Genomic DNA, 23,800 nt, shown 5'->3' with positions numbered 1-23,800 from the left:
GGGGATCTCCTGAGCTCGTGCCGATCAGCGGCACGCCCGCTCCAGCCCCCCTCCCCTCACCGCTTCAGAAGTTGCGCCCAGTCATTCATGCGCGCTGGTGGCCATTCGGTCTCGATGTTGAGACCAGGGCGGCGGTACGTCTCGGCTGCGCGCGCGCGGGCGCGCCTGCCCTCTGCGTCATTGTCCGCCAGAAGGATCAGGGTTTCGACGTGCTCTGGAATATGCACCTGGTGGAAGCGCCTGGCCCCCATGCTGGCCCAAGTCTGGATGCCTGTCAGCGAAGTGTAGGCAGCTGCGGTCTCGAAGCCTTCGCATATGCCGATGGTTTTTCCCGGGGGACCGTTCGTCCAGGCTGCACCGATAGCCCGACCAAGCACTCGCTTTTCGATATATTGCGCACTTTGCGGATCGAGGAAGACTCGTTGGATCGCCGCTATCTCCCCGGCCTTTCGCATCGCGATAAGCAACGCTGGCTCAAAGAGAGCGAGCCTTCCCGGTCCTTTTGGGCACCTCGGGTGGTAGCGCAGGTCTTCGAGCGGTGCCCAAACATTGCGGACGTCGCGAACGTAACGCTCGGCAAGCGTGCCCTCAATTGCTCGTCCAGCTTGCCAGATAGCAAGATGAGCGGTTTCGGCTTGTCGGCGATTGGGTTCGACTGCGGAAGGTTCGAACCTTGGCAGCTGCGCTATCCTCGAAATCGCGCGCATGACATCTCGGTTGTCACAACCAGCGTGGCAGGTCACGAGTATTCCGCGGTCGCCCTGACGGATTGATAGTGATGGGGTTCTGTCTGCATGGGCTGGGCAATGACAGCTTGCTGAGTCTCCGGACCAAACGCCCCCTAGGTGATGAACCAGAGCGCGCAGTTCTGACGAAGGTTTGTTGCGGACAATTGACATGCCATCTCAACCAGACCCCCTCACCCTCCCCCGTAGTTAATGGAGTGTCCTGTGCTTGCCTGCTGGGCAGTACGAGGGCGTGCTCGCGAATCGGTATCTGATCTTCCAAAAATCAATTGAAAGACGCCGCTGCTTGCAGCGGAAGGATTCATGATTCTAAAGATTCAGATTCAGGGGGCGCAAAGCAGCGTTATTTCAATAGTTTACGGCTGTTTAGCTGACCGCGTGGGGGAGTTTGCCTGACCCAGTGGGGGCTGAAGCCTGACCCACCGGGGGAACTAACCTGACTGTTCGGGGCCATCCTGACTCTTTGGGGGAATCAATTAAACGGGTGTTCCGTGCCTGCCGAGGTGAGTTTCTGAATCCCGCGAAGGTCGAAATCAAGGCCAATTTCTAATTTTGATCATGAGTGCGCCGACTCGCCTGTTTTCGCGCCTTGGCCACCCAAACTGCCGCAATTCGATCCTGACCGTTTGGGGGGGGGTAGTCAGATTCCTATCCTGACCTGACTTGACTGATGAGGTCAGGTCAGGCAGCAATGAAGGCCCAAGAACCAAGTCCTGATCGCAATGTGGCATGGAAAATGAAGTTAGCCAAATAGCCGAAGCTGTTGAAGAGACACCGGAGGAAGTATCCCCGGGTCGCGCCATGCGCGTTGCAGCAGCTCTGAAGGCGAAGGGAGGCGATGAATTCGCCAAGCCGGGCAGCATCATTGAAATCAAATTCGTCAAAGGCGAATCGCTCAGCCTTACTGCATCTCGGTTACTGGCACTGATGATCTTGACTGCCGGAGGTGACGCCTGGGAGGACCGGCCACACCGAATCCGCAAGGCTGACATTCGGCGGGGCCATAAGGGCAATGAGCGGATTACCGACATGCTCCAGGAACTGCACCGAACGCTCTTCGCTGTTGATGACAAATCCTGGCGCGGCAAGAAGGCCACGCTTTTGTTCTCACTGATCTCGCGGTCACGTGAGGAAACGGAGGAAGAAGGCGGCGAAGCAGGCTGGATCGAGTGGGAGTTCACGCCCGATGCGCGCAAGCTCATCCAAGCGTCAGAGACCTATGCCGTCCTCAATCGGCAAGCGGTGCTTGGCTTCCGTTCAAATTACGCGCTGAAGCTTTATGAACTGGGGGCGCTTCGGTTGCATCGTCGTCAGGCAACTTGGAGGGGCGATATGCAGGCGCTCAGGGCAGCCCTGGGTATTCCCCCCGAAGTGTACACCGACTTCGCCCAGCTTCGCCGCAAAGTCCTTGAAAAAGCCAAATCAGAGATCGACCAGTTGGCGCACTTCCGCGTTGAGTGGCGCGAAATTCGGCAGGGCAGAACGGTTACCGAGCTTGAGTTCCGGTTTGAGCCAAAGGGTGCTCCTGAGGTTATCGAGACGGTTGACGAACTGGATCGTCATTCCGCGGGCCGGCAAGCGCGGCGGGAAGGGACGGTCGAAACCATCGCGGCGGGGCAGGGGGCTATTCCGGCTCCGCGCAAGGCAGTCGCAAGCGGAAAGCCCGCTGAGGCGAGCTTTCCGAGAGGATCGCTGCGCTACGGGGAAAAAGAATCCGAATTCCTCTCGATCGGTCGGCAATATGGTGGCGGTTGGGATGTGGATATGATCGCCGATGGTTTTCGCGCACAGATGGGCGAGCGTTTGGAAAAGCTTCGTGGGGCAAAGTTGGCTTCATCGTGGAAGGGGTTTTGTGAGGGCTGGGTTAATCGTCGGGGCAGGCCATGATGTCTGCAAATTGCACGCGTGCAATTTCGACATCCCCCACCGAGTCAGGTTAGAGCCGAGTCTGGCCAATTTGAGCCCAATTTGAGCCACCCACTTTCGAAAATTGCGAATTTCTTGACCCAAAAGCGCAAGTGGGTGTAGCACACGCTCAATTGCGAAAGGTGGGCATGTGTCTAACGGACTTCAAATTGAGGAAGCGGAGCGCTTGGTATCAGTCGCGACGCTGGCCAGTCGGACCTCGTCAGTGCTCGAAAAGTTGCGGGATTCTGCACGTAGCGCCCGGGCGGATGACCGCCGCGAACCGACTTTTACGATTGGCAAGGCAGCGGAGCTTGTGGGCAGAACTCCAGCTGCGATACGGGATGCCGAGAAGGACGGGCGGCTTCCTGAGCCGGCGAGGACCGACAACAACAGGCGCGAGCGATATACGTTGGCGCAACTCAACGACATGCGCGGTGTCTTTGGAACGAGGCCCTATCGGACCGCAGACGATCCCTGTTGCGTCGTGGCGGTTCAGAACTTCAAGGGCGGCGTCGGCAAGTCCACTCTAGCGGTCCATCTGGCCCAATATCTTGCCATTCGAGGATACCGCGTTGCGCTCGTTGATTGCGACAGCCAGGCGTCGGCAACCACGCTTTTCGGCTACGTCCCCGATCTTGATCTGACCGAAGATGATACGCTTTACCCGTTCCTTCGCGAGGGTGAACGATCGTCCCTCGATTATGCGCTCCGCAAAACCCATTTCGATGGCTTGGAACTGATCCCCGCCAACCTTCGCCTGTTCAATTCAGAATATGAGCTCGCAGCGCGGATGGCACAGGGCAATGGCTCCCTTCTCGATCGGTTGAAGGAAGGAATTGAAAGCATCTCGGATCGCTTCGACGTCGTCGTGATGGATCCTCCACCGGCCCTTGGCGCGATTTCACTATCTGTGCTGCGTGCGGCAAATTCGTTGGTGGTGCCGGTTCCGCCAACCGTTATGGATTTCTCGTCGACAGCAGCATTCCTCTCGATGTTGGACGAAACGATCGAGCAGCTTGCGGAGCGTGGGCTCGCGCCGGAGTTGAAATTTCTTCGCTTCGTTGCTTCGAAAGTCGATGAGAATAAATCAATGCAGAAGGAGCTACTACAGCTCATGCGCACGCTTTTTGGGCACGCGATGGTTCGCACGCCGATGAAGGATTCGGCCGAGATCGACAACGCAACGGCGCGCTTGATGACGGTCTATGAGCTCGACGGCCCCGCCACCAGTTCGGCTGTGCGCAACCGATGCCTGAATTACCTTGATGGCGTGAACTCTGAGATCGAAGTCGATATTCGTTCGATGTGGCCCAGTCATCAGAAGCGTCTACGCCAGGAGGCGTTGGCATGAGACCCCGGAATTGCACGCGTGCAATTGGTCGTGGAATTCACGAGGAACCGGAAAATTGCACGCGTGCAATTCTGCTAGCGGGAGGGTTGCATGAGTAAGAAAAACAGCGGTTTTGCGGCCGATTTGGCGGCCGGCATCGACCTGAGCGATGATGGCGCGGCACCCCGTCGATCGAGTATTGCCTCGAACGTGCTCACTGGGCGTTCAAACCGCCTTGCCGACCTAGCGGCCGGGACGATCGTCAATCGGACACACGAGCTGGTGGACCCCGCCAAATGCCGGATGTGGGCAGGCCATAACCGTGATTACTCCCTGCTAAACGAAGAACGATGTTCTGATCTCATTGAGAGTATCAAAGCGCAGGGTCGGCAGGAAATACCTGCAATTGTTCGCCGCATTTCTGGCAATGACGGTTATGAGTTTGAGGTAATCTGCGGCGCGCGTCGGCATTGGTCAATTAGCTGGCTCAGATCGCACAACTACCCCGACTTCAAGTTTCTCGTCGATGTGCGTGAGATCGGTGATGAGGAGGCATTCAGGCTTGCCGACATAGAGAACCGCGCTCGTGATGATCTAACGGATCTTGAAAGGGCAAGGGACTATCTCCGCGCGCTCACCGCCTACTATGACGGACGTCAAAAGACGATGGCCGAGCGGCTTAAGGTCTCTGAAAGTTGGCTCACGCGATATCTCGATCTTGCGCGCCTTCCTGAAGAATTGACCAGGGCGTTTGCCGAACCGCAGGAGCTTGGCATTCGCAATGCAATCGCTCTCAAAGCTCTCCTGAAGCCAGATGATCGAAGGGCGCGCGCCTATCGAGAGGCTGAGCGTCTGGCTGGAGAACGCGAGACAACCGGCCAGTCTATGCCAGTGATCGAGGTGATCAAGGCACTGACGCTGGCCGCAGACCCCCCCAAGAAGTCAGGATCCCCCAAGAAGTCAGGAAAGCCCGAAACAATCGCGAACTCAGGCGGAAAACCTGTGCTCCGGATCGAAGGCGCCGATCGCAAGGGCATTCGTCTCACGCTACTGAGCAAAGGTGGGGCAACTCGGCAGGATGCGGAGGAAGCCATTCGGGCTGTGTTGGACCAGTATTGGTCGTGACAGCCTCGTTCGGCGAACCCCAGTTGAACGAACTGATCGCAAAGTTTTCGCTATCGCATTAGCAAATTAATGCCGAGGCAACACCGGGTGTAGCGGTCGCTCGGGGGCAGGGGGCGCAACCAACTGTGCCTCCACAAGCGCCAAGGCAATCTGTGAGGCCGTGCGTGCGGTCACATCGAGCGCACGGGCGAGCTCGGCGCGGGTGAGGGGCCCAAGCCCTAGCAGCAGGCCCCAGGCATCGGGTGCGCGCGAGGAGGCGTAGCGCCCCGACAGGCGCTCCTGACCGTGTTCCAGACCCTCGTGGAGCACATTGAGGTCTTGCTGCACCCAGCGACCCGCAGAGCTCGCCGCGGCACCCAGCAGCGCCGCAATCGGATCTTCGGGTTCGGCCCGGAACACAGAGCGCGGCATCAGCCCGGCCAGCGCGAGCGGAGCGGCACCGAGCCCGAGCAGTTGCGGCCGCATGGCCACCGCGAGCGAGGCTGCCCAGGCGGCGCCACGCGGAGCAGGGCGGTCGAACGTTGCCCCCGCAAACTCATGGACCTCGCTGCCGCCCTCAAGAAAGTCGATCTCCTCGGTCCGCAGTTGTTCAACGAGCGTGGCGAGCGTGGCAATGGGGTCGCTGGCGGGCAGCAGAGCGTCGAGGCGCTCGAGCGCACGCTCAGCAGGGGCGTAGGCGCTGGCGAAGCTTTCAGAGGCAGCTTTGGCATTCAGGGCTAGCCGGGCGGCATGGGCGAGGGGTGGGGGTCCGCGCCGACTGACCCAGGACAGAAAGTCGCGGCGCTCCTCGGCCTGCCAGCTGCGCATCAGCTCGCCGGCGTCCAGGCCAGGGTTGTGCTCCAGACCCATGTTTTCGAAGGGAAAATCGCGGATATGCACGCTCCACAGGCGCCTGAGGCTGCGTTGGGCGAGGCCTTGTGCTAGGCTCTCCGGCAGGAACGGCAGCTGTCACGGGACAAAGAAGTAAACAATCAACGTAACCTATTGATATAAAATCATAGAGTGACGAAATCAGTGCATGAAATCCTGGCACTGAAGTATTTTGGCTTCTCAATTACGTCAAAATAGACGACGCTGAAGCGGTCCATAGATCGGTCGGAGTATTCCGGTGATCGAACGAAAACCACCCCGAGCCGCCAAGCCTTCCGCAGCGGCGCTGAAAACCGGTGCATATCTGTACGCGGTGTTCCGGCGTCATGTTTCGCTGGAGGGTCCGCTGGCAGCAGCGTCGGTGGCCGCAATCAGCGAAGAAACGGATCTCGGCGAGCGACGGATTCGCGAACTTGCCCGCCGGTTCCGGGAGCATCCTATCGCGGAGAGTCTCGCGCCTCGGCCAAAGGGGCCGAAGCCCGGAACAAGGCATGCGCCGCCCGTAATCCTCACGGCGATCGACCAGGAGATCGAGGAGATTTTCCTTCATCGTCCGCGCCCCAGCGTGCGGGAGGCTGCCAACCAGATCCGCAGCCTGCTCATCGCGGACAACGGCGATTACCGGTTCAAGCGTGGAGATGTCCCGAGCGTTCGGACCATCGAGCGGCTGATCGGCGATATCAGCTCACCGCAGCTTGCGCGCTCGACCATGGGGTCGAAGCGGCGGACGGCATACGAACCGCATCCCGGCCAGTACCAAAGCAACGGGTTCCTAGACCTCGTGCAAATGGACCACTCGCCGGCCAACGTCATGCTCGTCGATAGCGTGCGCCGAGAGGCCTTGGGGCGACCGTGGGTTACACTGCTGATCGAGGTCTGGAGCCGCTGCATTCTGGGGTTCTATGTGAGTTTTGGGGATCCCTCGATCTTCCGCTGCGGTCGGGCGGTAGCCAACGCGCTGCTCCCCAAGCAGCCGTTGCTGGCGGGTCTCGGCATGAATGAAGACTACCCGATTCACGGGTTCTTCAAGCGGCTGCATGCCGACCATGCAGGCTCTCACCGGGCAGAAGTCTTCCGAAGCGCCTGTCACGCCTACGGGATCGATCCGGACATCCGACCGCGTGGCCCGGCCCATTTCGGGGGCCACATCGAGCGACTGATCGGCACCATGTGCGAAAAGATGCTGCTGTTACCGGGCGCAACCGGGGGCGACGTCACGAAGCGCGATGGCCACGACGTCGAAGCGGCCGCCACCATGACGCTGGAGGAGTTTGAGCGCTGGTTCGTCCGGGAAATCTGCCGGTATCATCACACGCCGCATGAGGGGCTGGGGCGAATTGCGCCAGCGCAGATGTGGCAGGACGGATCGGCGGGACACGGCGCTCTGGTTCCGCTCGGGATCGATGTTGTGCAATTGACCCGGCGGTTTCTGCCGTGGGTCGAGCGCACCATTACAGCAGGCGGGGTGCGGATCGATCACCGCCGGTACTGGCACGAAAGCTTTGCGACCCGGCTTGGTCTCAAGATCATGATCCATATCGACGAACGCACGATCCAGGAGGTCTATCCGCAGATCGATGAAACGCTTGTCTCGGCAGGGGTTGTTGGTTCGTACCCGCAGGTCAGCAAACTCGAATGGGATGCCGCTGCTACCGCGCGTCGCCGCCGCGGAGCAGCCTATCACCATGGAGGCGGTGAGGCCGAGATTGCCCGGCTCGTCTACGCCAATCGCCAGGAAGTGCGGGCCTCGAAGATCCGGACCAGGCAGCAACGCCAGGGGCGCAAGCGGCTCGAGCGCGAAGGTGTTTCGCACGCACCGCCGCCGCCAGCAGGCACTTCTGCAACCGGTACGAGATGGCTTCCACTGGAGGAACTGGGAGAAGTGGAATGGCTCAATCCGATAAGCGAGGTGTAGAGTCGGCGGGCTCGCTACGGCGGGCCTTCTGGATCGATTTCGACGAAGCACGCGCGCACGTGAACACGCTGGTGGGGCTGGCCGGCGAGGATCCGGATGACCGGCCGACCTGCGTTGTCCTGGTCGGCCAGTCGGGGATGGGCAAGACATCGATCCTGAAGGAAGTGGGCCGGCGGATAGAGCTGGCCTATCCGGAACCAGCGGACTGGGGCGATGCACGCTACATTCCGATGCTGCGTGCGGTCGTGCCCTCACACCCGACATCGCTGCGGATCAACCTTGCGTTGTTATGGAAGCAGGGCTGGCCGCTCACCCGCCGTACGCACCAAATTGCCGACCTCAAGGTCGCCGAACTGCTGGGTGAGCAGGCGACCAGGTTGGTTGCGATCGACAATGTCCATGCGGTGCTGACGGCTAGCGGACGGGCGCGGCGCGATGCGCTGGATTCGTTCCGGTTTCTGATGAGCGAGGGCAACGTCCACATGGTGGTGGCTGGGCTCGACATCGCCGCCGACATCTTCAGCGACGATGTCGAATTGGCCTATCGCTCGATTATCCTGCGCTTGACGCCCTGGGCACCGGGGGAGCCGTCGCAGCAGCTGGTCCGGGTCCTGGCGCGCGGCATTGGCCTGAGTGAGCCGGACCGCTTCGCCGAACCGGAAATGGCCGAATTCATCTGGCGTACCAGCCACGGCGTGACGGGCAATTTCAAGCGCCTGCTGCATTGGAGCCAGCGGGTCGCGCGGGACACGCATGGGCGCGAACATGTCGAATTCTCCGACGTCTACGAGGCGGCCCGGCTGTTTCCCTGCTATATCGACCGGTGAGGCGGGAGGAATGGAGGAGGGACCCGGCGCCGCTTGCCTACCGGGTTCTGCCGCAGCCCGAGGAATTCTTCGATTCCTGGCTAGACCGGCTTGTCTCACGCCACGGTACGACGCGCGCTGGCCTGTTCGAATTTCTTGGCCTGGAGCCGGGGCTAGCCCGCCTCGATCTGGGCGGCGGTCAGGAAGTCACCGGGCGCGCGGATGCGGCCCAGGCAATCGAACGGCTTGCCTGGGCGGTGCAGTGCGAGGTGTCCGTCGTGCAGGCCACCCTCGTTCCGGCCAGCGGCGAGTGCCTGTTGCCGCCGCGCGGGCGCCATTATGGCTGCCCGCAATGCTGGCTCGACTTCCACCTGGCAGGCAAGCCGCTGGTGATCCAGCGCGAATGGACGCTTCGGCAAAGCTGGCTCTGCCGCAAGCATCAGGCCTTGCTGGTCGATCTGCGCGATGTGCCGCGCCGCGCGGACGGGGTGATCGATCTTGCTTCACTGCGCCGCCTTGCTGCGGTGGCAGTGCGTACACTTGAGCTGCTCGGCTTCGCCGAACCCCGTCTGCTCGCCAACCGTCATGCCGCACTGAAGCTGCTGGGGCAGGGCGCTGCCGAGCGTCCGCCGCCCGGGCTCGATGCCTACATGCGCGAGTTCAGCGCGAACCGTCTCCATGTCGTGCCTGCGCGCACGCTGCTGCTGGCCCACGCTCATTGCCACGACCGCGAGTTGCCGCGCCGCTTTGCCGCGACCTTCGCTGTGCCCGGGTGCCCTGGGACCGAGATGCCCCGCATGCCGCTCCCCAAGTCGGCGATGTCGAGGGCGATGCTCACAGTAGCGCTTCGCCGGGTTCATCGTCATCGGCTACGCAGACGGTATCGTTGCCTTGAGGCGGTAGCGCAGCGGCTGAGCGCGTTCAGCTATCTGGCGAGAGTTGGCTGCGACGGACCTGACTGGTGCCAGCGCGCCTTGCATGCCCTGGGCGTAGAGAGCCGACAGCGGCAGAGCCGTGCAGAAGCGCTCGCCAGTCTCAGGCTCGCGAGGGATTTTGCGATACAGGCGGAACTGCGGCGACGGCCGCGCTGGGACAGCGAACCATTCGATCCGGCCTGCTGGGGATTTGCTCTTCCGACAGCCCGCGCACTCGAATTGGCCGTCGCCAGGCTCGAAGCGAAGGGTGAAAGGTCGCCCGCAGTGCCCAATCATCAAATTTCGCCCTGAGGGGCTCGTAGAGCGCGTTCGGCGCGCCGCTGCACCGGTGCCCTATCCGGGGCCTATTTTGGCGCTGTACGGCACATTTCCGGGGAAATCCAATTTCACTAATAATGTCAGCTAGATAGTCAAATTTCCGCAGTTTTCACGGATTTTGCTGCATCACGCGGCGATGACATAGCGGCGGAAGGCGTTGCCTTGGGTGATCTCGCGCAGGAGGTGCGCCTTGCACGCTTCGGCGATGAGCCGAGTGGTCGCCTGCCGCGATAGCCCCAAGGCCTTGGCTGCGCGCGCGACGGTGAGCGAGGGGCCGGCACCGGCGAGCAGGACGAGCGGGCGCAGGTGCGATGACTTGCGCCGCGAGGCACAGGCGGCCTCAAGCTTCGCCAGCCACAAGCGCAACCGCTGGTCGAGGCGGACCACGGCCGTGCCGCCTGCGCCAAGCGCGTCGAGCCAGGCGAGTCGGCAGCGCTCGTCACGGGCGTGGGTCGTCAATTCGTCGAGGTCGTCGTCGGTGACGCCGGTCAGCAGCGCGCGCCAGGGGGAGCGGTTGTGGCTGAGGCCGATCGCGGCAATGCCGCCGGCGGTGAGCTTGCCCTTTGCCATCGCACAGCGGTCGGCCAGCATCGCCCCGATCACGACGCTGCCGTGGGGCAGAGGGGCGGCGCGGGCGAACGAGGCGGCGAGATCGGCGCTGGCGATCAGGCGGGGGAGCGCCGACAGGCGTGCAGCCTGGCGCGCCCAGCCCTCGAGGCGGGTGTCGGCGATTTCGAGCGGGGCAGGGGAGGGCCAACCCTCTATCACCGGACCGTCGGCCTTGAGCCAGGTTCGGACCGCATCGGCAGTGGGAATGGCGCTCCAGGGGGGCTTGCGCTCGAAAGCCTGGACAAAAGTGAAGGGCCAGCGCCGCCACGCGCGCGGACCATAGCCGTAGTTCATGGCGAGCTGTTCTGGTATGACGCTTTCGCCTTCGAGCCAGCCCAGCGCCTCCTGCTCGGCGCTGCGAATATGGGCGATCAGGATAGCCGGTTCGGGGAACAGGGCGAGCCTCTCCTCGGCCCGGGCCAGCCCTTCGCGGGCGGCCCCGTGGGCGTTCAGGATGGCACTCGAAAAAATCGCTGACATGCACGGGATAACAGTGCATTGGATCTCAATTGTCAATCTAATATGTAGTTAAGGTGCATATGACGGATAGGCATCCACACCCGCTTTTTCCATAATCAGATATTATGGTAAATTCGGACTTGCCGATAATGCCGTTTTTGCCCATTCAGGGCCAATGAAACCCGCCGGAAACACCGATGCTCGTCGCACCTGACAGGCCGTTCCCGTCCGCGGTCGAGCTGGTGCTGCGCCGCTATGCGCCGCTGGTCGATGCGCGCGGGGCCAGTGTGATCGGATTCGAGGCTGCGGTCGCGGCAATGGCCCCGGCAACCAAGGCGGCGATCACCGCCGACCTCAAATGCTTCCTCGCCTGGTGCAAGGCGCGGCGTCCCGTCGTCACCGCAGTCCCCGCTGAGCCGGAAACCCTGGTCCACTATCTGCACTGGCTGGCCAAGGGTTCGGACACCCGTCCTGCAGCAAAGCCGGCCACCCTCGCGCGCCGGATCGCCTCGATCGCGCGGATCCACCGCATCCTCGGATTTGGCGAGAGGGAACCGCTGCCAACCCAGGCTGGGATGGTTCGCGACACGCTCAAAGCCATCCGGCGCAAGAAGCGCGAACGGCAAAGGCAGGCCGCGCCGCTCCGGTTGGGCGAGGCGATGCAGGAGGGTCAGGCGCCGCCCGATGGGGTAACGGTCAACGCGTTGCTGGCTTCGTGCGGCACTGACATCATCGGTCTGCGCGACGCGGCATTGATCAGCCTTGCCTACGATGCGGGCCTGCGGGTTTCCGAGCTTGTGGCAGCGACGGTGGCCGATCTGCGGCAGGCAGCTGATGGCAGCGGACGGCTTGAGATCACGCATTCGAAGACCGATCAGCTGGGGGAGGGGGCTCTGTCCTGGCTGTCGGGCGAAACCATGTCGCGCCTTTCGGCATGGCTCTTGGCAAGCGGGTTGAGTGAAGGCCCGGTGTTCCGCCGGATAAATGTGCTAAGCAGTCCGTCAGACGCCGCCGGGCAGCAGATTGTGCGGCACTACATCGGCGGCAAGCCGCTCACCCGGCAAGGCGTTGTCGCGATCCTGCGCCGCCGCGTGTTGGAGGCGATCGATCTCGGCCATGTCGAGCTTGAACCCGGGATGGAGGGTGATACCGTTCGTGCGCTGAGCGCACACTCGTTTAGGGTCGGGCTCACGCAGGACTTGTTTGCGGCCGGCGAGGACGGCGCGGGGATCGCGCTGGCGCTGCGCTGGTCCTCGCCGACCACGGCGCTGCGCTACGCGCGCGAACTGGCCGTGGGCAACAATGCCGCCGCGCGGGTGCTGGGACGCTTGCGGGGCGGTTGCAGTCAGACGGCTGCGTAGCCCCCCCCGCCAACCGGGATATGTTTTGACGTTATGTCCCGGCGGCCGCGTAGAATTGCGGGTGCATCTCTCGCCGCAGTGTCTCCGCGTTGGCCAGCTCTTCAAGCTGCGCCGAACTTGAAAGGCCGGGGTCTTTCCTCAGCTGTGCTGCGAGTTGGAGCACGGCGCGCTGGAAGGATGTGTTGCTGCTGGCACGCTGCCGGATGCCAAGATTGTAAAGCTCGGCAAGATCGAGAGCGAGCAAGGCGACTGCTTCGGGAATATCGGAGAGGACAATGTCGCGGATGGTGGCGATATATTCGTACTCGCGGTGCCCGAACAGATTGAGCTCGACCAGTCCATTGGCCATCAAGTGGCCGAGCGGCTCCTCGCCGAAATGGACCCGACCCTCAGCGGCGACCAGGCCTTGGGTCAGATCCCACGCCAGCTTGCCGCGAGCGCGGGAAAGCCAGCGCGAGAGCAGCAGAAACTTGCGGCGAAATGCCTGCTCGAAGGGATGGTTGTGTGCGGGCCAAACTTCGAAGGCTGCGGGTATCCGCTCGAGTTGCTCGGTGAGGGGAGGGCCGTTGAAGAACGACTCCGCGCTGAAATGGCGCAGTTCGACATAGCCTTTCAGCAGCTTGGCGAAATTGGCGGCGTATCCCTTGTCGCGCCCGGCACGGTCATCGAGCAGGTTGCCGAGCGCGGATCCGAGCAGGAATTTGCCGGTCGGATCATGCGCCAGATGCCGCAATAACGGCACGCCGACGGCATGGCGCTGCAAGGCAGTGTAGCGGCTGAAAAGCCGATCGTTGTTCGCGAGCAGCAGCAATTCATCGACGCCGAGGATGAAGCGGTCCGGATCGAGCCGGAAGCCATCACCGCCATCAATATTGATGTGCCAACCGCAATTGGCGGTATGCTCATCTGCGAAAAAATTGAAATCGCCGTCGATCTCGTAGATTGCCTCGAAAAGCTCGGTTCTGACCGTCTCGGCATCGTCGAGGGGCAGGGGAGGGGTCAGCAGTTCCACGCCGGCGAGGCGGTCTTCCGGCCAATTCAGTGGGTCCAGCCCATATTCCGGGACAACATAGAAGCCAGGGCGCTGCGGCGGCCGGGAAGGGGCACACCAGGCGCGCCCAGTCCGCTCGCGCAATTTTGCCGCGAAGGCTCTGCAGAAGCTTGGCGAAGCCTCGTCCATCGCCTCTCCCTCGCGCAGTTCTCGCTCGAAACGGGGCTCGCCAAGGTCGCCGAGGATGACTTCTAGCTCGAAGCCGGCACGCCAGGATGGTATCGCGGACATGGCCGGGAAGGTAATTCAATCGGGCGTCATGTAAACGGAGGGAGTACGTTGCTGCCTATTTTGTCACAGCAACAGCTCAGCGAATTGCGACAATGACGTCAATTATGGCGCGTCACACCTGGCACCCGGCGAGGCGCCGCTGCCCCAGCGGCGGTCGGGCGCCGCGCAAGATCGCGCGGTCCAGCTCGTCGAGTTGCTTCAGGAGCTGACAGGCGAAGGCGCCAGCCTGGTCGAACTCAACTTCCAGAAGAGCATCGAGGCGCGGGCGCCCGCCAGCATCAAGGCGCTCGCGGTCGATCTCGATTGCTACGCGCGCTTCTCGGCCGAGCGCGGCGGGATCGGCCTGCCCGCCGACGAAGCGCGGCTTGTCGCCTATATTGACTATTGCGAGGCGCGGCGGCTCAAGCCGGCGACCGTGTCCCGGCGCCTGTCCTCGCTGGCGGTGGCCCATCACCTTCTCGACGTTCCATGCCCCGTCGGTGCCGTCGTGGTCCGCGATGCGCTGCGTGGGCTGCGGCGTCGGGCCGGAGTCCGGCAGCGCCAGGCCGGCCCGTTGCGGCTCGGCGAAGGGATCGGGCGGGAAGCCGTCAGGGGGTTCACGCTGTCGGTGCTGCTCGAGGCGTGTGGGCGCGACGTCGCTGGCCTGCGCGACGCGGCGATCCTGTCGCTCGGCTATGATGCGGGTTTGCGCGTATCGGAGCTGGTGGCCGTCGCCGTCGAATTGATGGAAGCGCAAGAGGATGGATCGGGGCTGCTCGAGGTGCCCCACTCGAAAACCGACCAGGAAGGGCAAGGGGCCTGGGTGTGGCTGTCGCCCGACACGATGCGGCGTGTCGCTCTTTGGCGCGAGGCCGCATCAATCCGCGCGGGCGCCTTGTTCCGCCGCGTAGCGGTGATCCGGACCAAACCCCGCGAAGCGCGCCGGGCGCTCGCGATCGAGGATCTGGCCTATCATGCCCGGGTCGATCGGGAACGCATGGCGGCGCGGCCTGCGCGCGCGGCCACGGTGACCTACGGAATTGGCGAGCGCGCGCTGACGCCGGCGGCGATGCGGCTGATCATCAAGCGCACGGCGCTCGCCGCAGCCGACCAGGGCCTGGTCGATCTCATGGGCGCCGATCTCGACCATGCGATCGATGCGCTGAGCACGCATTCGTTGCGCGTCGGCCTGACCCAGGATCTGTTCGCCAATGGCGAGGATGCGGGACCGATCGCGCAGGCATTGCGATGGACCTCGACCGCCACTGCACTCCGCTACGGCCGCAAGCTCGCTCCGTCGTCCAACGCGGCGGCGCGTATGTTGAAGGGTGTCAGGAAATAACGCCGGTGCAGAGAATTTTGTCGGTCAGGTGAATTGGCGTGGGGTGTCGGATGCAGTGTTCTTTGTCCGTTCACAGGCGGCCGATCGATGCCGCCGCCCGCTCAAGAGCGGAGACCAGTTTGGACGTCCAAACCGGCTCCGAAAGGTCAGGTATCGGGCGTGTCATCGGCCGATTATATCCCGAAGATGTGACTTCAGTCTATGGCGACGACGCTTCTAATAATCGGACCTATGATAATTGCAGTTATCACATATCCATATTTGACGTCTCGATATATGGCGGGGTATACATCGCGCCGATGGACCACGGAGCACAGTTCGACGATAACGTCCTAATTGCGGGGGAAACGGTGCAAGGGTCGATGGCTTTGGTCGGAGATCTCTCCTGGGCGGTTGTGAAGATGCACGCCGTCGAACGTATTGTCGTCAACGAGGCGCTGATCGCCGCGTACCAAGCGGCATCCTCGCCCCATAGCATCCGTGCGCTCAAGTCTGACCTTGAGGCGTTCGACCTGTGGTGCAGGCGCCACAATCGCGTTGCGCTGCCGGCGACGCCCGAAACCGTCGCGGATTATCTCGACGCGCGCGCCGAGAAAGGAACCAAGCCCGCGTCGCTCAGCCGCTACAAGGCGTCGATTGCCAAGATCCACCTGCTGCTCGATCTCAAGGATCCGGCGCAGGCCTTGCTGGTGAAGTTGCGCCTGCAGGCAATCCGACGCCGGCTAGGCACTGCGCAGAAGCAGGCGCGGCCGCTGCGGTTCAGGGGGCCGGTGCGCGACGTCGAGCGCGATCGACCGCGCGGGCTCAATATTAGCGCCCTGCTCGAGAGCTGCGCGGACGATCTGCCGGGCTTGCGCGATCGCGCCCTGTTGTCGACTGCCTACGACACTGGCCTGCGCGCCTCGGAACTGGTGGCGATCGCGCTAGAGCATATCGAGGAGGCGATCGATCCTGATGCGCGGCTGCTGCAGATCCTCCGCCACAAGGGCGATCAGGAGGGGGAGGGGACAACCGCCTATCTGAGCCCGCGGACCGTGTCGGCGATCGCGGCTTGGTGTGCCGCCGCCGATATCGATGGTGGGCGGCTGTTCCGGCGCGTCCAGGTGCGGCGCTACAAGGCACGCTCGGCCGTGAAGGGGCGGGCGATCGACAGCATCTCGAGCCGGGAGGCCTGGGATCTGCGCAAGACGCTGCCGAAGCCAGCGATACCCGCGCGCGTCGAATATGACGTCGGGGACGCGGCGCTCCATCCCGGGTCGGTAGGACCCATCTACCGAACGATCATCCGGCGGGCGTTCGACGGCGGTGCGCTGCCCGACCTCTCGGCCGACGATATCGAGCGGCTGCTAAAGGGGATCAGTGCGCATTCAACCCGGATCGGGCTGAACCAGGATCTTTTTGCCACTGGCGAGAACCTTGCCGGAATCATGGATGCGCTTCGGTGGAAATCGCCGCGAATGCCGTTAACATACAACAGAAATCTTGCGGCCGAGCAGGGGGCCATAGGGCGATTGATGACAAAAATTGGGTGACAAACCGATATTGATGGAATCCACTAGTTTTCGATCACGGATGCCCGATTTCAATCCATTTTTTGGGGTTCTCGTGACCAAGGTGCAAAAAGTGCCGTTACGCAACTATTTGAAATTGTTCATATAACGCCGTCTTTCTTTCCGTAAACAGTTGGTATTCCACACTGCGCAGATTTTTTATATTGCGCTCCTGATTCCAATCGCTGGCGATTTGCCACCCAGGAGCCGATCCCGATGTGGCGAGAGGTCAATGGTGATGACGCCCTTTGTGTTGATACGCGCGGGTCGGCAAACATGCGCTGATCAAGCATCAGCGTTACGCCCATGCCCATCAGTTCAACCGCGCCAATAAGGCGCTGCGCACGCTGAGAACCTATCTCGGTCCCGTCATCCGCGACATCAAGCGCAAGATCAAAGGACGTGCCGAGCTCGAGGGCGACTTCGCCCGACCGCTGCATCTCGCCGGGCGCGTCCATCGCCAGCAACGCCGTCAGCCCGGCCCCAAAGTCTATTCGCTCCATGCCCCCGAGGTCGAATGCATCGGCAAGGGCAAGGCACACCGCCCCTATGAGTTCGGCGTCAAGGTCAGCGTCGCCACCCCGATCGACCGCTGCAAGGGCGGCCAGTTCGTCGCCCATGTCGCGGCACTGCCCGGCAATCCTTATAATGGCCATACACTGGGCAAACTCATTCCCGCCGTCGAGGCGCAGATCGGCGCCAGCCTCACCCGTATCGTCGCCGATGCCGGCTACCGCGGCCACAATGCCCCCGACGGCTACAAGCTCAAGGTCTACACTTCAGGCCAGAAGCGCGGCGTCACCCAGATCATCAAGCGCGAGCTGCGACGACGCTCCGCCGTCGAGCCTGTCATCGGACATCTCAAAGCCGAGCACCGCATGGGCCGCAACTATCTCGCCCATCAGGCCGGCGATGCCGCAAACGCCGTCCTCGCCGCCGTTGGATACAACTTCCGCCTGCTGCTCAAATGGCTCGCGATCCTTTGCGTCCAAATCCTGGTCGCACTGTTCGTCGGCGTCATGCCCGAAAATCAGCCCAAGGCTACCTGATCAGAGTTCTTCACGGACGACTAATTAGTGCGGTTCAGCACCGCACGGCTCTTGCGAAGTTCGCCCGCGCGATGCCGAAGTTGCATGGAACCGTGCGTTTCAAGCGATGTGGATCGACTTGGTCACCATGTGCGCCGCGATTCCCTCCGGCCCATCCTCAGATCCAAACCCGCTTTCCTTCATTCCGCCGAAGGGTGCGTCCGGCCAGCTCATGCGGATGGAATTGAACGCGATCATGCCTGCATCAATAGCCTCGGAAAGGTGGTTTTGGCGGCGCGCGCTTTCGGTGAAGCAATAAGCTGCGAGGCCAAAGGGCAGGCGGTTGGCCTGTTCCACCGCATCGTCCATCGTGGAGAACGGGCGTATCAGGGCCAATGGGCCGAACGGCTCCTCCATCATGGCGCGGGCTGAATTGGGAACGTCCTTGAGTACGGTCGGGTTATAGAAGAAGCCGCTTCCTTCGCCGCGCGATCCACCTGCCATAAGGACTGCGCCTTGGGCGACGGCGTCCTCGACCAGGGATTCAATCGCACCCGGGCGTCGTGGGTTGGCCAGAGGGCCCATCTGGGTCGATGCAAGGGCACCGTCGCCAAGGTTCAGTGCGCGGGCATGTTGGGCGAACCCAGCGGCAAAGCGTTCGTAAATGGTGTCCTGAACGAAGAAGCGCGTAGGTGCGACGCAGACCTGGCCGGCGTTGCGGAACTTGTGCCCGACTAGCGTCTTGATCGTCTCGTCGAGATCGCAGTCATCGAACACCAGCACGGGGCCGTGGCCGCCCAGTTCCATGGTCGAGCGCATGACCGTATCCGCGGCCAGCTTGAGTAAGTGCTTGCCGACCGGCACCGATCCAGTGAAGCTCAACTTGCGGGTGATCGGCGATTTGAGCAGATAGGTGGAGACCTTGTCGGGAACGCCAAAGACGATCTGCGCCACATTCGCGGGCAAGCCGGCATCAACCAGGCAGCGCATGATTTCGGTTGCGGAGGCGGGAGTTTCCTCGCTCGGCTTGAGGATCACCGAGCAGCCGGAGGCGATGGCCGGGGACAGCTTGCGGACCACGTTGAGGACGGGGAAATTCCAGGCGCAGAACGCGGCGACCGTACCGACCGGCTGCGGCAACACCATCGAGCGGGTGCCCCGTGGGCGCGGCAGGACACGGCCATAGATGCGTGCCGCTTCGCCGGCATGGAATTCCATCATGGCTGCGGCGGCCATGGTCTCGCCCATCGCTTCGACCAGCACCTTGCCCTGCTCGCGCGTGGCGATTTCCGCAATGAGCTCGGCGCGTTCCCGGATGAGCCGCGCTGCGTCCGCAAGCACGCGGGCGCGTTCCTCGACAGCGGTGATCCGCCATTGTGCAAAGCCCTGTTCCGCCGCGTTGAGCGCGCGTTCGAGGTCGGCTTCACCCGCATGTGGCACGCTTGCCAGGACAGCGCCGCTCGCAGGATCAAGCACATCCTCGCCATCACGGCCCGCCGCGCCGACCCATTCCCCCTCGATGTACATCATAGGGGTGGAGTAGGTTGAATCGCGTTGAGCCATGTGCCTTCCTTCATGTTGCATGCAAGAGCTGGCGGGCGGCTAGCATGTAAACATATTAATGGCAACCGCTCTAAATATTGCAACACTTGTTCATGGCGCTGCGAGCTGCCCGGCAAACCCGGAGATCACATCAAGCATCGCTGCAAGAGCCGGTGACTTGGTCCGCTTCTGCCAGATGCAGTGAATCCCTATCTCTTCTGCAAAATCCTCCATTTGCCGCACGACGACGCCTGCCATCGGAAAGTTGGCAAAGCATGCCGGGACAAGCGCAACACCGTAACCGCCCGCGCACATGCTCAGAGCGCTGACCAGGTCGGGGACCTTTATGGCCTGATCGATCTCCACCCCGGCGCGCCTGCCAAGTTCAGCGAGATAGTCGAGGAATCCCGAATCGCCATCGAACTGTGGAACGATGAACGGGTGTGCGGCGGCGTCGCGGGACGAGATCCTGTCCTTACGCGTCAGTGGGTTGGTCCGCGCCATGGCGAGGTGCAGGCGCTCCGTGTGGATGAGGCGGCTTGCGATCGTGTCGGGATAGGCGGTCCGCGTCCGCACCAGCCCGACATCGATCGTCCCGTCGGCGACGGCCCGGATCTGGGCTGGCGTATCGAGCGAAACCAGCCCGATGTCCACCGTCGGACTGGTCTCGCGGAAAGTGCCGAGCATGTCAGGGAGCAGGCCGTTTATGGCGGCCGAGGCGATATAGCCTATCTGCAACCGACCGAGCAGACCACGCGCGGCCAGCTTCCCCACCCGTTCGGCTCGGTCGATCTGGCGCAAAGCGATCTTGGCCTCGGCTAGGAACAGCGCACCTGCCTCTGTCAGTGATACAGACGCGCGTTTTCCACGATTGAGCAGCCGTGTGCCGAGGTCCTCCTCGAGCCGGCGGATTTGCACGCTCAGCGCCGACTGGGCCACGTGGAGCGTATCTGCCGCCCTCCCGAAGTGCAGATGCTCAGCCACTGCAGAGAAATAGCGTAACTGACGGGCATCGATCATTGATCCACCTTTAATCTGGAAACAAGATCAAAATAGCTGAAAGCGGCATTGGATGTCCATGGTCCGCTCGCGTTAACATTCTTCCCATAGCGAGGAGTGCACGACATGCAGCACGCAGTTTTGGAAATCGAGCGCGAGACCGACTACCAGCAGCACTTCACCGTGCGCGGTCATCCGTATCACAAGCGCCTGCACACAATCGAGATCCCGCAATCGGCCCTTGAGGCTTTCTTTGCCGAGGTCGACGACATCTCGGTCCAGAACCTCGAATACGTGCCCTTCATGCGGTTTGTCCTTGGTGATAGCCTGGAGCGGGCCTGCGGCTACGGCTTTGCCGAGCAGTTACGCAGCATCGTCCGCAACCGCGCATCCGGCGGTTTTGAGATCGGCGTGCGCGGCGTGCGTGACGATGCCGATTCCTACGTCAAGTTCGGGACGGCGATCAGCCACCTGCTTGGTCCCGCCAATCACGATGCGATGTCGCACAAGTACTACGCCCGGTTCCTGATCAAGGACACCGACAACAGCGATTCGTACCTGCGGCAGGCCTACCGCCTGTTCACCCTGCACACCGACGGCACTTTCGTTGATGAAGCCACCGACTGGCTGCTGATGATGAAGTTCGCTGAGGAAAACGCCACGGGCGGTGAATCCCGGCTCATGCACATCGACGACTGGGACGAACTACCGGAATTTGCCAACGCGCCGCTGGCCAAGACCAGCTTCGTCTACCAGGCGCCCGGCTCCAAGAACGTCGCCCACACCACCGAGCGTCCGCTGTTCTTCGAGAGCGAGTACGGGCTGTCGGTTTCGTTCATCGACCAGTTCGTGCAGCCGCGGACGATGGAGGAGGCGCTGTTTCTCAAGCGGTTCTCTGAATCCATGGAAGCTTCGCCTGGAACGGTGGAAACGCCGCTGCCGGTGGGCAATCTGGTCGTGCTGAACAACTATTTCTGGTTGCACGGGCGCGCCCCGTTCCAGAAGCACGAGCTGCTGAATCGCGAACTCATGCGCCAAAGAGGGACGCTCCTCGCATGAGCTCGGGCAGCGCCGGGAACGCCGCCGACGTCATCATTGTCGGCGGCGGCATCGTCGGGGTTTCGGCAGCTCTGCAGCTGGCCACTCTGCGGCCGGGCATCTCGGTGCTGCTCCTTGAAAAAGAACAGACGCTTGCTGCTCACCAGTCAGGCCACAACAGCGGAGTGATCCATGCCGGGGTCTATTACGCCCCCGGCAGCCTCAAGGCCCGCTTCTGCCGCGCCGGATCGGACGCGACTTACGCCTTCACCGCCGAGCATGGGATCCGTTCGGAGCGGTGCGGCAAGCTGATCGTCGCCACCGACGAGGTAGAGGTCTCGCGCCTCTCCACCCTGTTCGAACGCAGCAAGGCCAACGACCTCGATCCCGAGATGCTTGACGGACGGGCCCTCAACGAGGTCGAGCCCGCCATCTCCGGCCTCGCCGCGATCCGCGTCGGTCGTAGCGGGATTACCGACTATCCGGCCATGACACGCAAGATGGCTGAAATCGCCTGTGCGCAAGGCGCGGCGATCCGTTTTGGCACGAAGGTCACGGGGATTGCCGAAAGCCCGTCGCAGGTGGTGGTCGAGACCACTGCGGGCGTCTTCCGCAGTCGTCATGCCATCGTCTGCGGGGGTCTCATGGCAGACCGGCTTGCAGCGATGTGCAAGCTCGACCTCGATTTTCGCATCGTGCCGTTCCGGGGGGAGTATTTCCAGCTGCCCGCCGCCCGCAATGACATCGTCAAGCACCTAATCTATCCGGTGCCGGATCCGGACCTACCGTTCCTCGGGGTGCACCTAACCCGCATGATCGATGGCTCGGTCACGGTCGGCCCGAATGCCATCTTGGCCCTGGCCCGCGAGGGATACAGATGGCGTGACATCAATCCGCTCGACCTTGCCGGGACGCTACTCTATCCCGGGTTCTGGCGCATGCTCTCCGCAAATCTCCGCCCAACGATCTCGGAACTGGAATCGTCGCTGTCGAGAGCGGCCTATCTGCGGCTTTGCCAGAAGTACTGCCCAGAGTTGGAGCTCGACGACCTGCGTCCCTACCCCGCCGGGGTGAGAGCTCAGGCGGTCATGCGCGACGGGACGCTGATGCACGACTTCCTGATCCGGGAGTCGGCGCGGTGCCTGCACGTCTGCAATGCCCCTTCGCCGGCCGCAACCTCGGCCATCCCGATCGGGCAGCACCTGGCAGAGCAGTTTTTCGCATTCGCGGCCCGCTGACCGGAGAGACGGCAGGCAAAACGGAACCACCCCGTTCCATCAAGGCCAACGCATTTGAGGGACATAGCCTCCCCGGAGAAAGGATCAGGCAATGGAAGGTCAAAGCGCAACTGTGCAGCGGAGCGAGGCCGACTTGCTCAGCTATGCCAAGTCGACCCCGCTCAATCCCTGGGGCACATACTTGCACCAGATCGACATGGTAAAACCTCACCTTGGCGACCTGAACCGCTGGGTCGGCACGATGCAGCGCCCGAAGCGTGCGCTCATCGTCGACATCCCGATCGAGATGGACAACGGCGAAATCCGGCACTTCGAAGGCTACCGCGTGCAGCATTCGCTGAGCCGCGGTCCAGGCAAGGGCGGCCTGCGCTTTCATCCCGACGTGTCACTGGAGGAGGTCATGGCCCTCGCCGCATGGATGACGATCAAGAACGCGGCGGTAAACCTGCCGTTCGGCGGGGCGAAGGGCGGGATCAGAGTCGATCCCTCGACCCTCTCTCAGCGAGAGCTGGAAAAGGTCACCCGCCGCTACACTAGCGAGATCGGCCTGATCATCGGTCCGCAGCAGGACATTCCCGCGCCTGACGTGGGTACCAACCCGCAGGTCATGGCCTGGGTGATGGACACATATTCACAGAACGTCGGGGCGACGGTTACGGGCGTCGTCACCGGAAAGCCTGTTCACCTCGGCGGCTCTCTCGGGCGGACCCGGGCAACCGGCCTTGGCGTGTTCGCGATCGGGCGCGTGATGGCCGCTGCGAACGGACTCGCCCTCGATGGCGCACGCATTGCCTTGCAGGGCTTTGGCAATGTCGGGGGTGTGGCTGCCGACCGTTTCGTCAAGGCGGGCTGCAGGGTGGTAGCAGTTCAGGACCATACCGGCACGCTGCACAACGCCGGTGGCATCGACATCGCCAGCTTGCAGGAGCACGTCGATCGATCGGGCGGGATAGCAGGTTTCGCCGGGGCCGACGATTTGACTTTGGAACAATTCTGGGACGTTCCGTCCGACATCCTGATCCCGGCCGCGCTGGAAGGCCAGATCACTGCGGATCGAGCGCGCCGACTGTCCACGCGCATCGTGCTTGAGGCGGCAAACGGGCCGACTGTGCCGGAAGCCGACGAAATTCTGTTCGACCGGGGCATTGCGGTAGCGCCGGACGTCATCTGCAACGCTGGTGGTGTAATCGTATCCTATTTCGAGTGGGTACAGGATTTCTCGAGCTTCTTCTGGAGCGAGCAGGAAATATACGTACGGCTCGAGCAGGTCTTGATCCAGGCGTTCGACGCCATCCGCGAGCTGGCTGTCATCAACGGCCTCACGCTTCGCACGGCCACGTATCTTTTGTCGTGCCGACGCGTTCTGACCGCCCGCAAGGAGCGCGGACTGTACCCTTGAGCAGACGCCTGCCTTCCTAAA

General features: G+C 62.4%; 18 protein-coding genes and 1 pseudogene. 13 read left to right on the top strand and 6 right to left on the bottom strand.

Annotated elements, in window-relative coordinates:
- Positions 1-56 precede the first annotated feature (56 nt).
- The gene (locus tag LQ220_RS20890) at positions 57-467 is read right to left on the bottom strand and encodes a toprim domain-containing protein (protein WP_230190047.1); all 411 of its coding nucleotides are present in this window, start codon (positions 465-467) and stop codon (positions 57-59) included.
- A 1,008-nt stretch (positions 468-1,475) separates the two neighbouring features.
- Here LQ220_RS20890 and LQ220_RS20885 point away from each other — a divergent pair.
- The 3 genes from LQ220_RS20885 (at position 1,476) to LQ220_RS20875 (ending at position 5,109) form a co-directional block, all read left to right on the top strand.
- On the top strand, positions 1,476-2,633 hold the full coding sequence (locus tag LQ220_RS20885; RefSeq protein ID WP_230190046.1) for a replication initiation protein: 1,158 nt from the start codon (positions 1,476-1,478) through the stop codon (positions 2,631-2,633).
- A 169-nt stretch (positions 2,634-2,802) separates the two neighbouring features.
- A complete protein-coding gene (locus LQ220_RS20880) occupies positions 2,803-4,005 on the top strand; it encodes an AAA family ATPase (protein WP_026149984.1) in 1,203 nt (400 codons plus the stop codon).
- A 90-nt stretch (positions 4,006-4,095) separates the two neighbouring features.
- On the top strand, positions 4,096-5,109 hold the full coding sequence (locus LQ220_RS20875; protein ID WP_230190045.1) for a ParB/RepB/Spo0J family partition protein: 1,014 nt from the start codon (positions 4,096-4,098) through the stop codon (positions 5,107-5,109).
- A 66-nt stretch (positions 5,110-5,175) separates the two neighbouring features.
- On the opposite strand, the gene LQ220_RS20870 is transcribed toward LQ220_RS20875, so the two are convergent.
- A complete protein-coding gene (locus LQ220_RS20870) occupies positions 5,176-5,988 on the bottom strand; it encodes a MarR family transcriptional regulator (protein WP_230190044.1) in 813 nt (270 codons plus the stop codon).
- Between the two features lie 229 nt (positions 5,989-6,217).
- On the opposite strand from LQ220_RS20870, the gene LQ220_RS20865 reads away from it, so the two are divergent.
- The 3 genes from LQ220_RS20865 to LQ220_RS20855 are packed head-to-tail and all read left to right on the top strand — an operon-like array spanning position 6,218 to position 9,926.
- Positions 6,218-7,894 (top strand): Mu transposase C-terminal domain-containing protein, encoded by a 1,677-nt coding sequence (locus LQ220_RS20865; protein WP_230190043.1) that lies wholly within the window; start codon positions 6,218-6,220, stop codon positions 7,892-7,894.
- The gene (locus tag LQ220_RS20860) at positions 7,867-8,721 is read left to right on the top strand and encodes a TniB family NTP-binding protein (RefSeq protein WP_183615198.1); all 855 of its coding nucleotides are present in this window, start codon (positions 7,867-7,869) and stop codon (positions 8,719-8,721) included. Before LQ220_RS20865 ends, LQ220_RS20860 begins: the two co-directional genes overlap by 28 nt.
- Positions 8,718-9,926, top strand: a complete 1,209-nt coding sequence (locus LQ220_RS20855; RefSeq protein ID WP_230190042.1) for a hypothetical protein — start codon at positions 8,718-8,720, stop codon at positions 9,924-9,926. The genes LQ220_RS20860 and LQ220_RS20855 overlap by 4 nt, the downstream gene beginning before the upstream one ends.
- A gap of 153 nt (positions 9,927-10,079) precedes the next feature.
- Here the strand turns inward: LQ220_RS20855 and LQ220_RS20850 are convergent, their stop codons facing one another.
- The gene (locus tag LQ220_RS20850) at positions 10,080-11,042 is read right to left on the bottom strand and encodes a hypothetical protein (protein WP_222887392.1); all 963 of its coding nucleotides are present in this window, start codon (positions 11,040-11,042) and stop codon (positions 10,080-10,082) included.
- Between the two features lie 176 nt (positions 11,043-11,218).
- On the opposite strand from LQ220_RS20850, the gene LQ220_RS20845 reads away from it, so the two are divergent.
- On the top strand, positions 11,219-12,382 hold the full coding sequence (locus LQ220_RS20845; protein ID WP_230190041.1) for a tyrosine-type recombinase/integrase: 1,164 nt from the start codon (positions 11,219-11,221) through the stop codon (positions 12,380-12,382).
- A 31-nt stretch (positions 12,383-12,413) separates the two neighbouring features.
- Here LQ220_RS20845 and LQ220_RS20840 read toward each other — a convergent pair whose 3' ends face one another.
- Positions 12,414-13,664 carry an amidoligase family protein gene (locus LQ220_RS20840; RefSeq protein ID WP_230190040.1) on the bottom strand — a complete coding sequence of 417 codons (1,251 nt, stop codon included), beginning with the start codon at positions 13,662-13,664 and terminating at the stop codon, positions 12,414-12,416.
- A 193-nt stretch (positions 13,665-13,857) separates the two neighbouring features.
- On the opposite strand from LQ220_RS20840, the gene LQ220_RS20835 reads away from it, so the two are divergent.
- The 3 genes and pseudogenes from LQ220_RS20835 to LQ220_RS20825 form a co-directional block, all read left to right on the top strand.
- The gene (locus LQ220_RS20835; RefSeq protein ID WP_230190039.1) at positions 13,858-14,985 is read left to right on the top strand and encodes an integrase; all 1,128 of its coding nucleotides are present in this window, start codon (positions 13,858-13,860) and stop codon (positions 14,983-14,985) included.
- A 362-nt stretch (positions 14,986-15,347) separates the two neighbouring features.
- The gene (locus LQ220_RS20830; RefSeq protein ID WP_230190038.1) at positions 15,348-16,517 is read left to right on the top strand and encodes a site-specific integrase; all 1,170 of its coding nucleotides are present in this window, start codon (positions 15,348-15,350) and stop codon (positions 16,515-16,517) included.
- A 275-nt stretch (positions 16,518-16,792) separates the two neighbouring features.
- Positions 16,793-17,584: pseudogene (locus LQ220_RS20825) on the top strand (IS5/IS1182 family transposase); the annotation flags it as partial.
- A gap of 99 nt (positions 17,585-17,683) precedes the next feature.
- Here the strand turns inward: LQ220_RS20825 and LQ220_RS20820 are convergent.
- Both LQ220_RS20820 and LQ220_RS20815 read right to left on the bottom strand, forming a co-directional pair.
- Positions 17,684-19,126 carry an NAD-dependent succinate-semialdehyde dehydrogenase gene (locus LQ220_RS20820; RefSeq protein ID WP_230190037.1) on the bottom strand — a complete coding sequence of 481 codons (1,443 nt, stop codon included), beginning with the start codon at positions 19,124-19,126 and terminating at the stop codon, positions 17,684-17,686.
- A gap of 90 nt (positions 19,127-19,216) precedes the next feature.
- Positions 19,217-20,125 carry a LysR substrate-binding domain-containing protein gene (locus LQ220_RS20815; protein WP_230190036.1) on the bottom strand — a complete coding sequence of 303 codons (909 nt, stop codon included), beginning with the start codon at positions 20,123-20,125 and terminating at the stop codon, positions 19,217-19,219.
- Positions 20,126-20,230: 105 nt separating this feature from the next.
- On the opposite strand from LQ220_RS20815, the gene glaH reads away from it, so the two are divergent.
- From glaH to LQ220_RS20800, 3 genes are all read left to right on the top strand, one after another.
- A complete protein-coding gene (gene glaH, locus LQ220_RS20810) occupies positions 20,231-21,163 on the top strand; it encodes a glutarate dioxygenase GlaH (RefSeq protein WP_230190035.1) in 933 nt (310 codons plus the stop codon).
- Positions 21,160-22,380 carry an L-2-hydroxyglutarate oxidase gene (lhgO, locus tag LQ220_RS20805; protein ID WP_230190034.1) on the top strand — a complete coding sequence of 407 codons (1,221 nt, stop codon included), beginning with the start codon at positions 21,160-21,162 and terminating at the stop codon, positions 22,378-22,380. The genes glaH and lhgO overlap by 4 nt, the downstream gene beginning before the upstream one ends.
- A 91-nt stretch (positions 22,381-22,471) precedes the next feature.
- A complete protein-coding gene (locus tag LQ220_RS20800) occupies positions 22,472-23,779 on the top strand; it encodes a Glu/Leu/Phe/Val dehydrogenase (protein WP_230190033.1) in 1,308 nt (435 codons plus the stop codon).
- Positions 23,780-23,800: the final 21 nt, after the last annotated feature.

The organism is Sphingobium sp. CECT 9361 (genome assembly GCF_918741285.1).
Taxonomy (GTDB): domain Bacteria; phylum Pseudomonadota; class Alphaproteobacteria; order Sphingomonadales; family Sphingomonadaceae; genus Sphingobium.
Note: the sequence above shows the minus strand (reverse complement) of the source record. Positions and strands in the feature narration are given on the sequence as shown.

Excerpts from the sequence above, each read along its gene's own strand:
- LQ220_RS20815 (WP_230190036.1), bottom strand. The coding sequence starts at position 20,125 with ATGATCGATGCCCGTCAGTTACGCTATTTCTCTGCAGTGGCTGAGCAT.
- glaH (WP_230190035.1), top strand. The coding sequence starts at position 20,231 with ATGCAGCACGCAGTTTTGGAAATCGAGCGCGAGACCGACTACCAGCAG.
- LQ220_RS20885 (WP_230190046.1), top strand. The coding sequence starts at position 1,476 with ATGGAAAATGAAGTTAGCCAAATAGCCGAAGCTGTTGAAGAGACACCG.
- LQ220_RS20840 (WP_230190040.1), bottom strand. The coding sequence starts at position 13,664 with ATGTCCGCGATACCATCCTGGCGTGCCGGCTTCGAGCTAGAAGTCATC.
- LQ220_RS20850 (WP_222887392.1), bottom strand. The coding sequence starts at position 11,042 with ATGTCAGCGATTTTTTCGAGTGCCATCCTGAACGCCCACGGGGCCGCC.
- LQ220_RS20860 (WP_183615198.1), top strand. The coding sequence starts at position 7,867 with ATGGCTCAATCCGATAAGCGAGGTGTAGAGTCGGCGGGCTCGCTACGG.
- LQ220_RS20875 (WP_230190045.1), top strand. The coding sequence starts at position 4,096 with ATGAGTAAGAAAAACAGCGGTTTTGCGGCCGATTTGGCGGCCGGCATC.
- lhgO (WP_230190034.1), top strand. The coding sequence starts at position 21,160 with ATGAGCTCGGGCAGCGCCGGGAACGCCGCCGACGTCATCATTGTCGGC.
- LQ220_RS20820 (WP_230190037.1), bottom strand. The coding sequence starts at position 19,126 with ATGGCTCAACGCGATTCAACCTACTCCACCCCTATGATGTACATCGAG.
- LQ220_RS20800 (WP_230190033.1), top strand. The coding sequence starts at position 22,472 with ATGGAAGGTCAAAGCGCAACTGTGCAGCGGAGCGAGGCCGACTTGCTC.
- LQ220_RS20845 (WP_230190041.1), top strand. The coding sequence starts at position 11,219 with ATGCTCGTCGCACCTGACAGGCCGTTCCCGTCCGCGGTCGAGCTGGTG.
- LQ220_RS20830 (WP_230190038.1), top strand. The coding sequence starts at position 15,348 with ATGGCTTTGGTCGGAGATCTCTCCTGGGCGGTTGTGAAGATGCACGCC.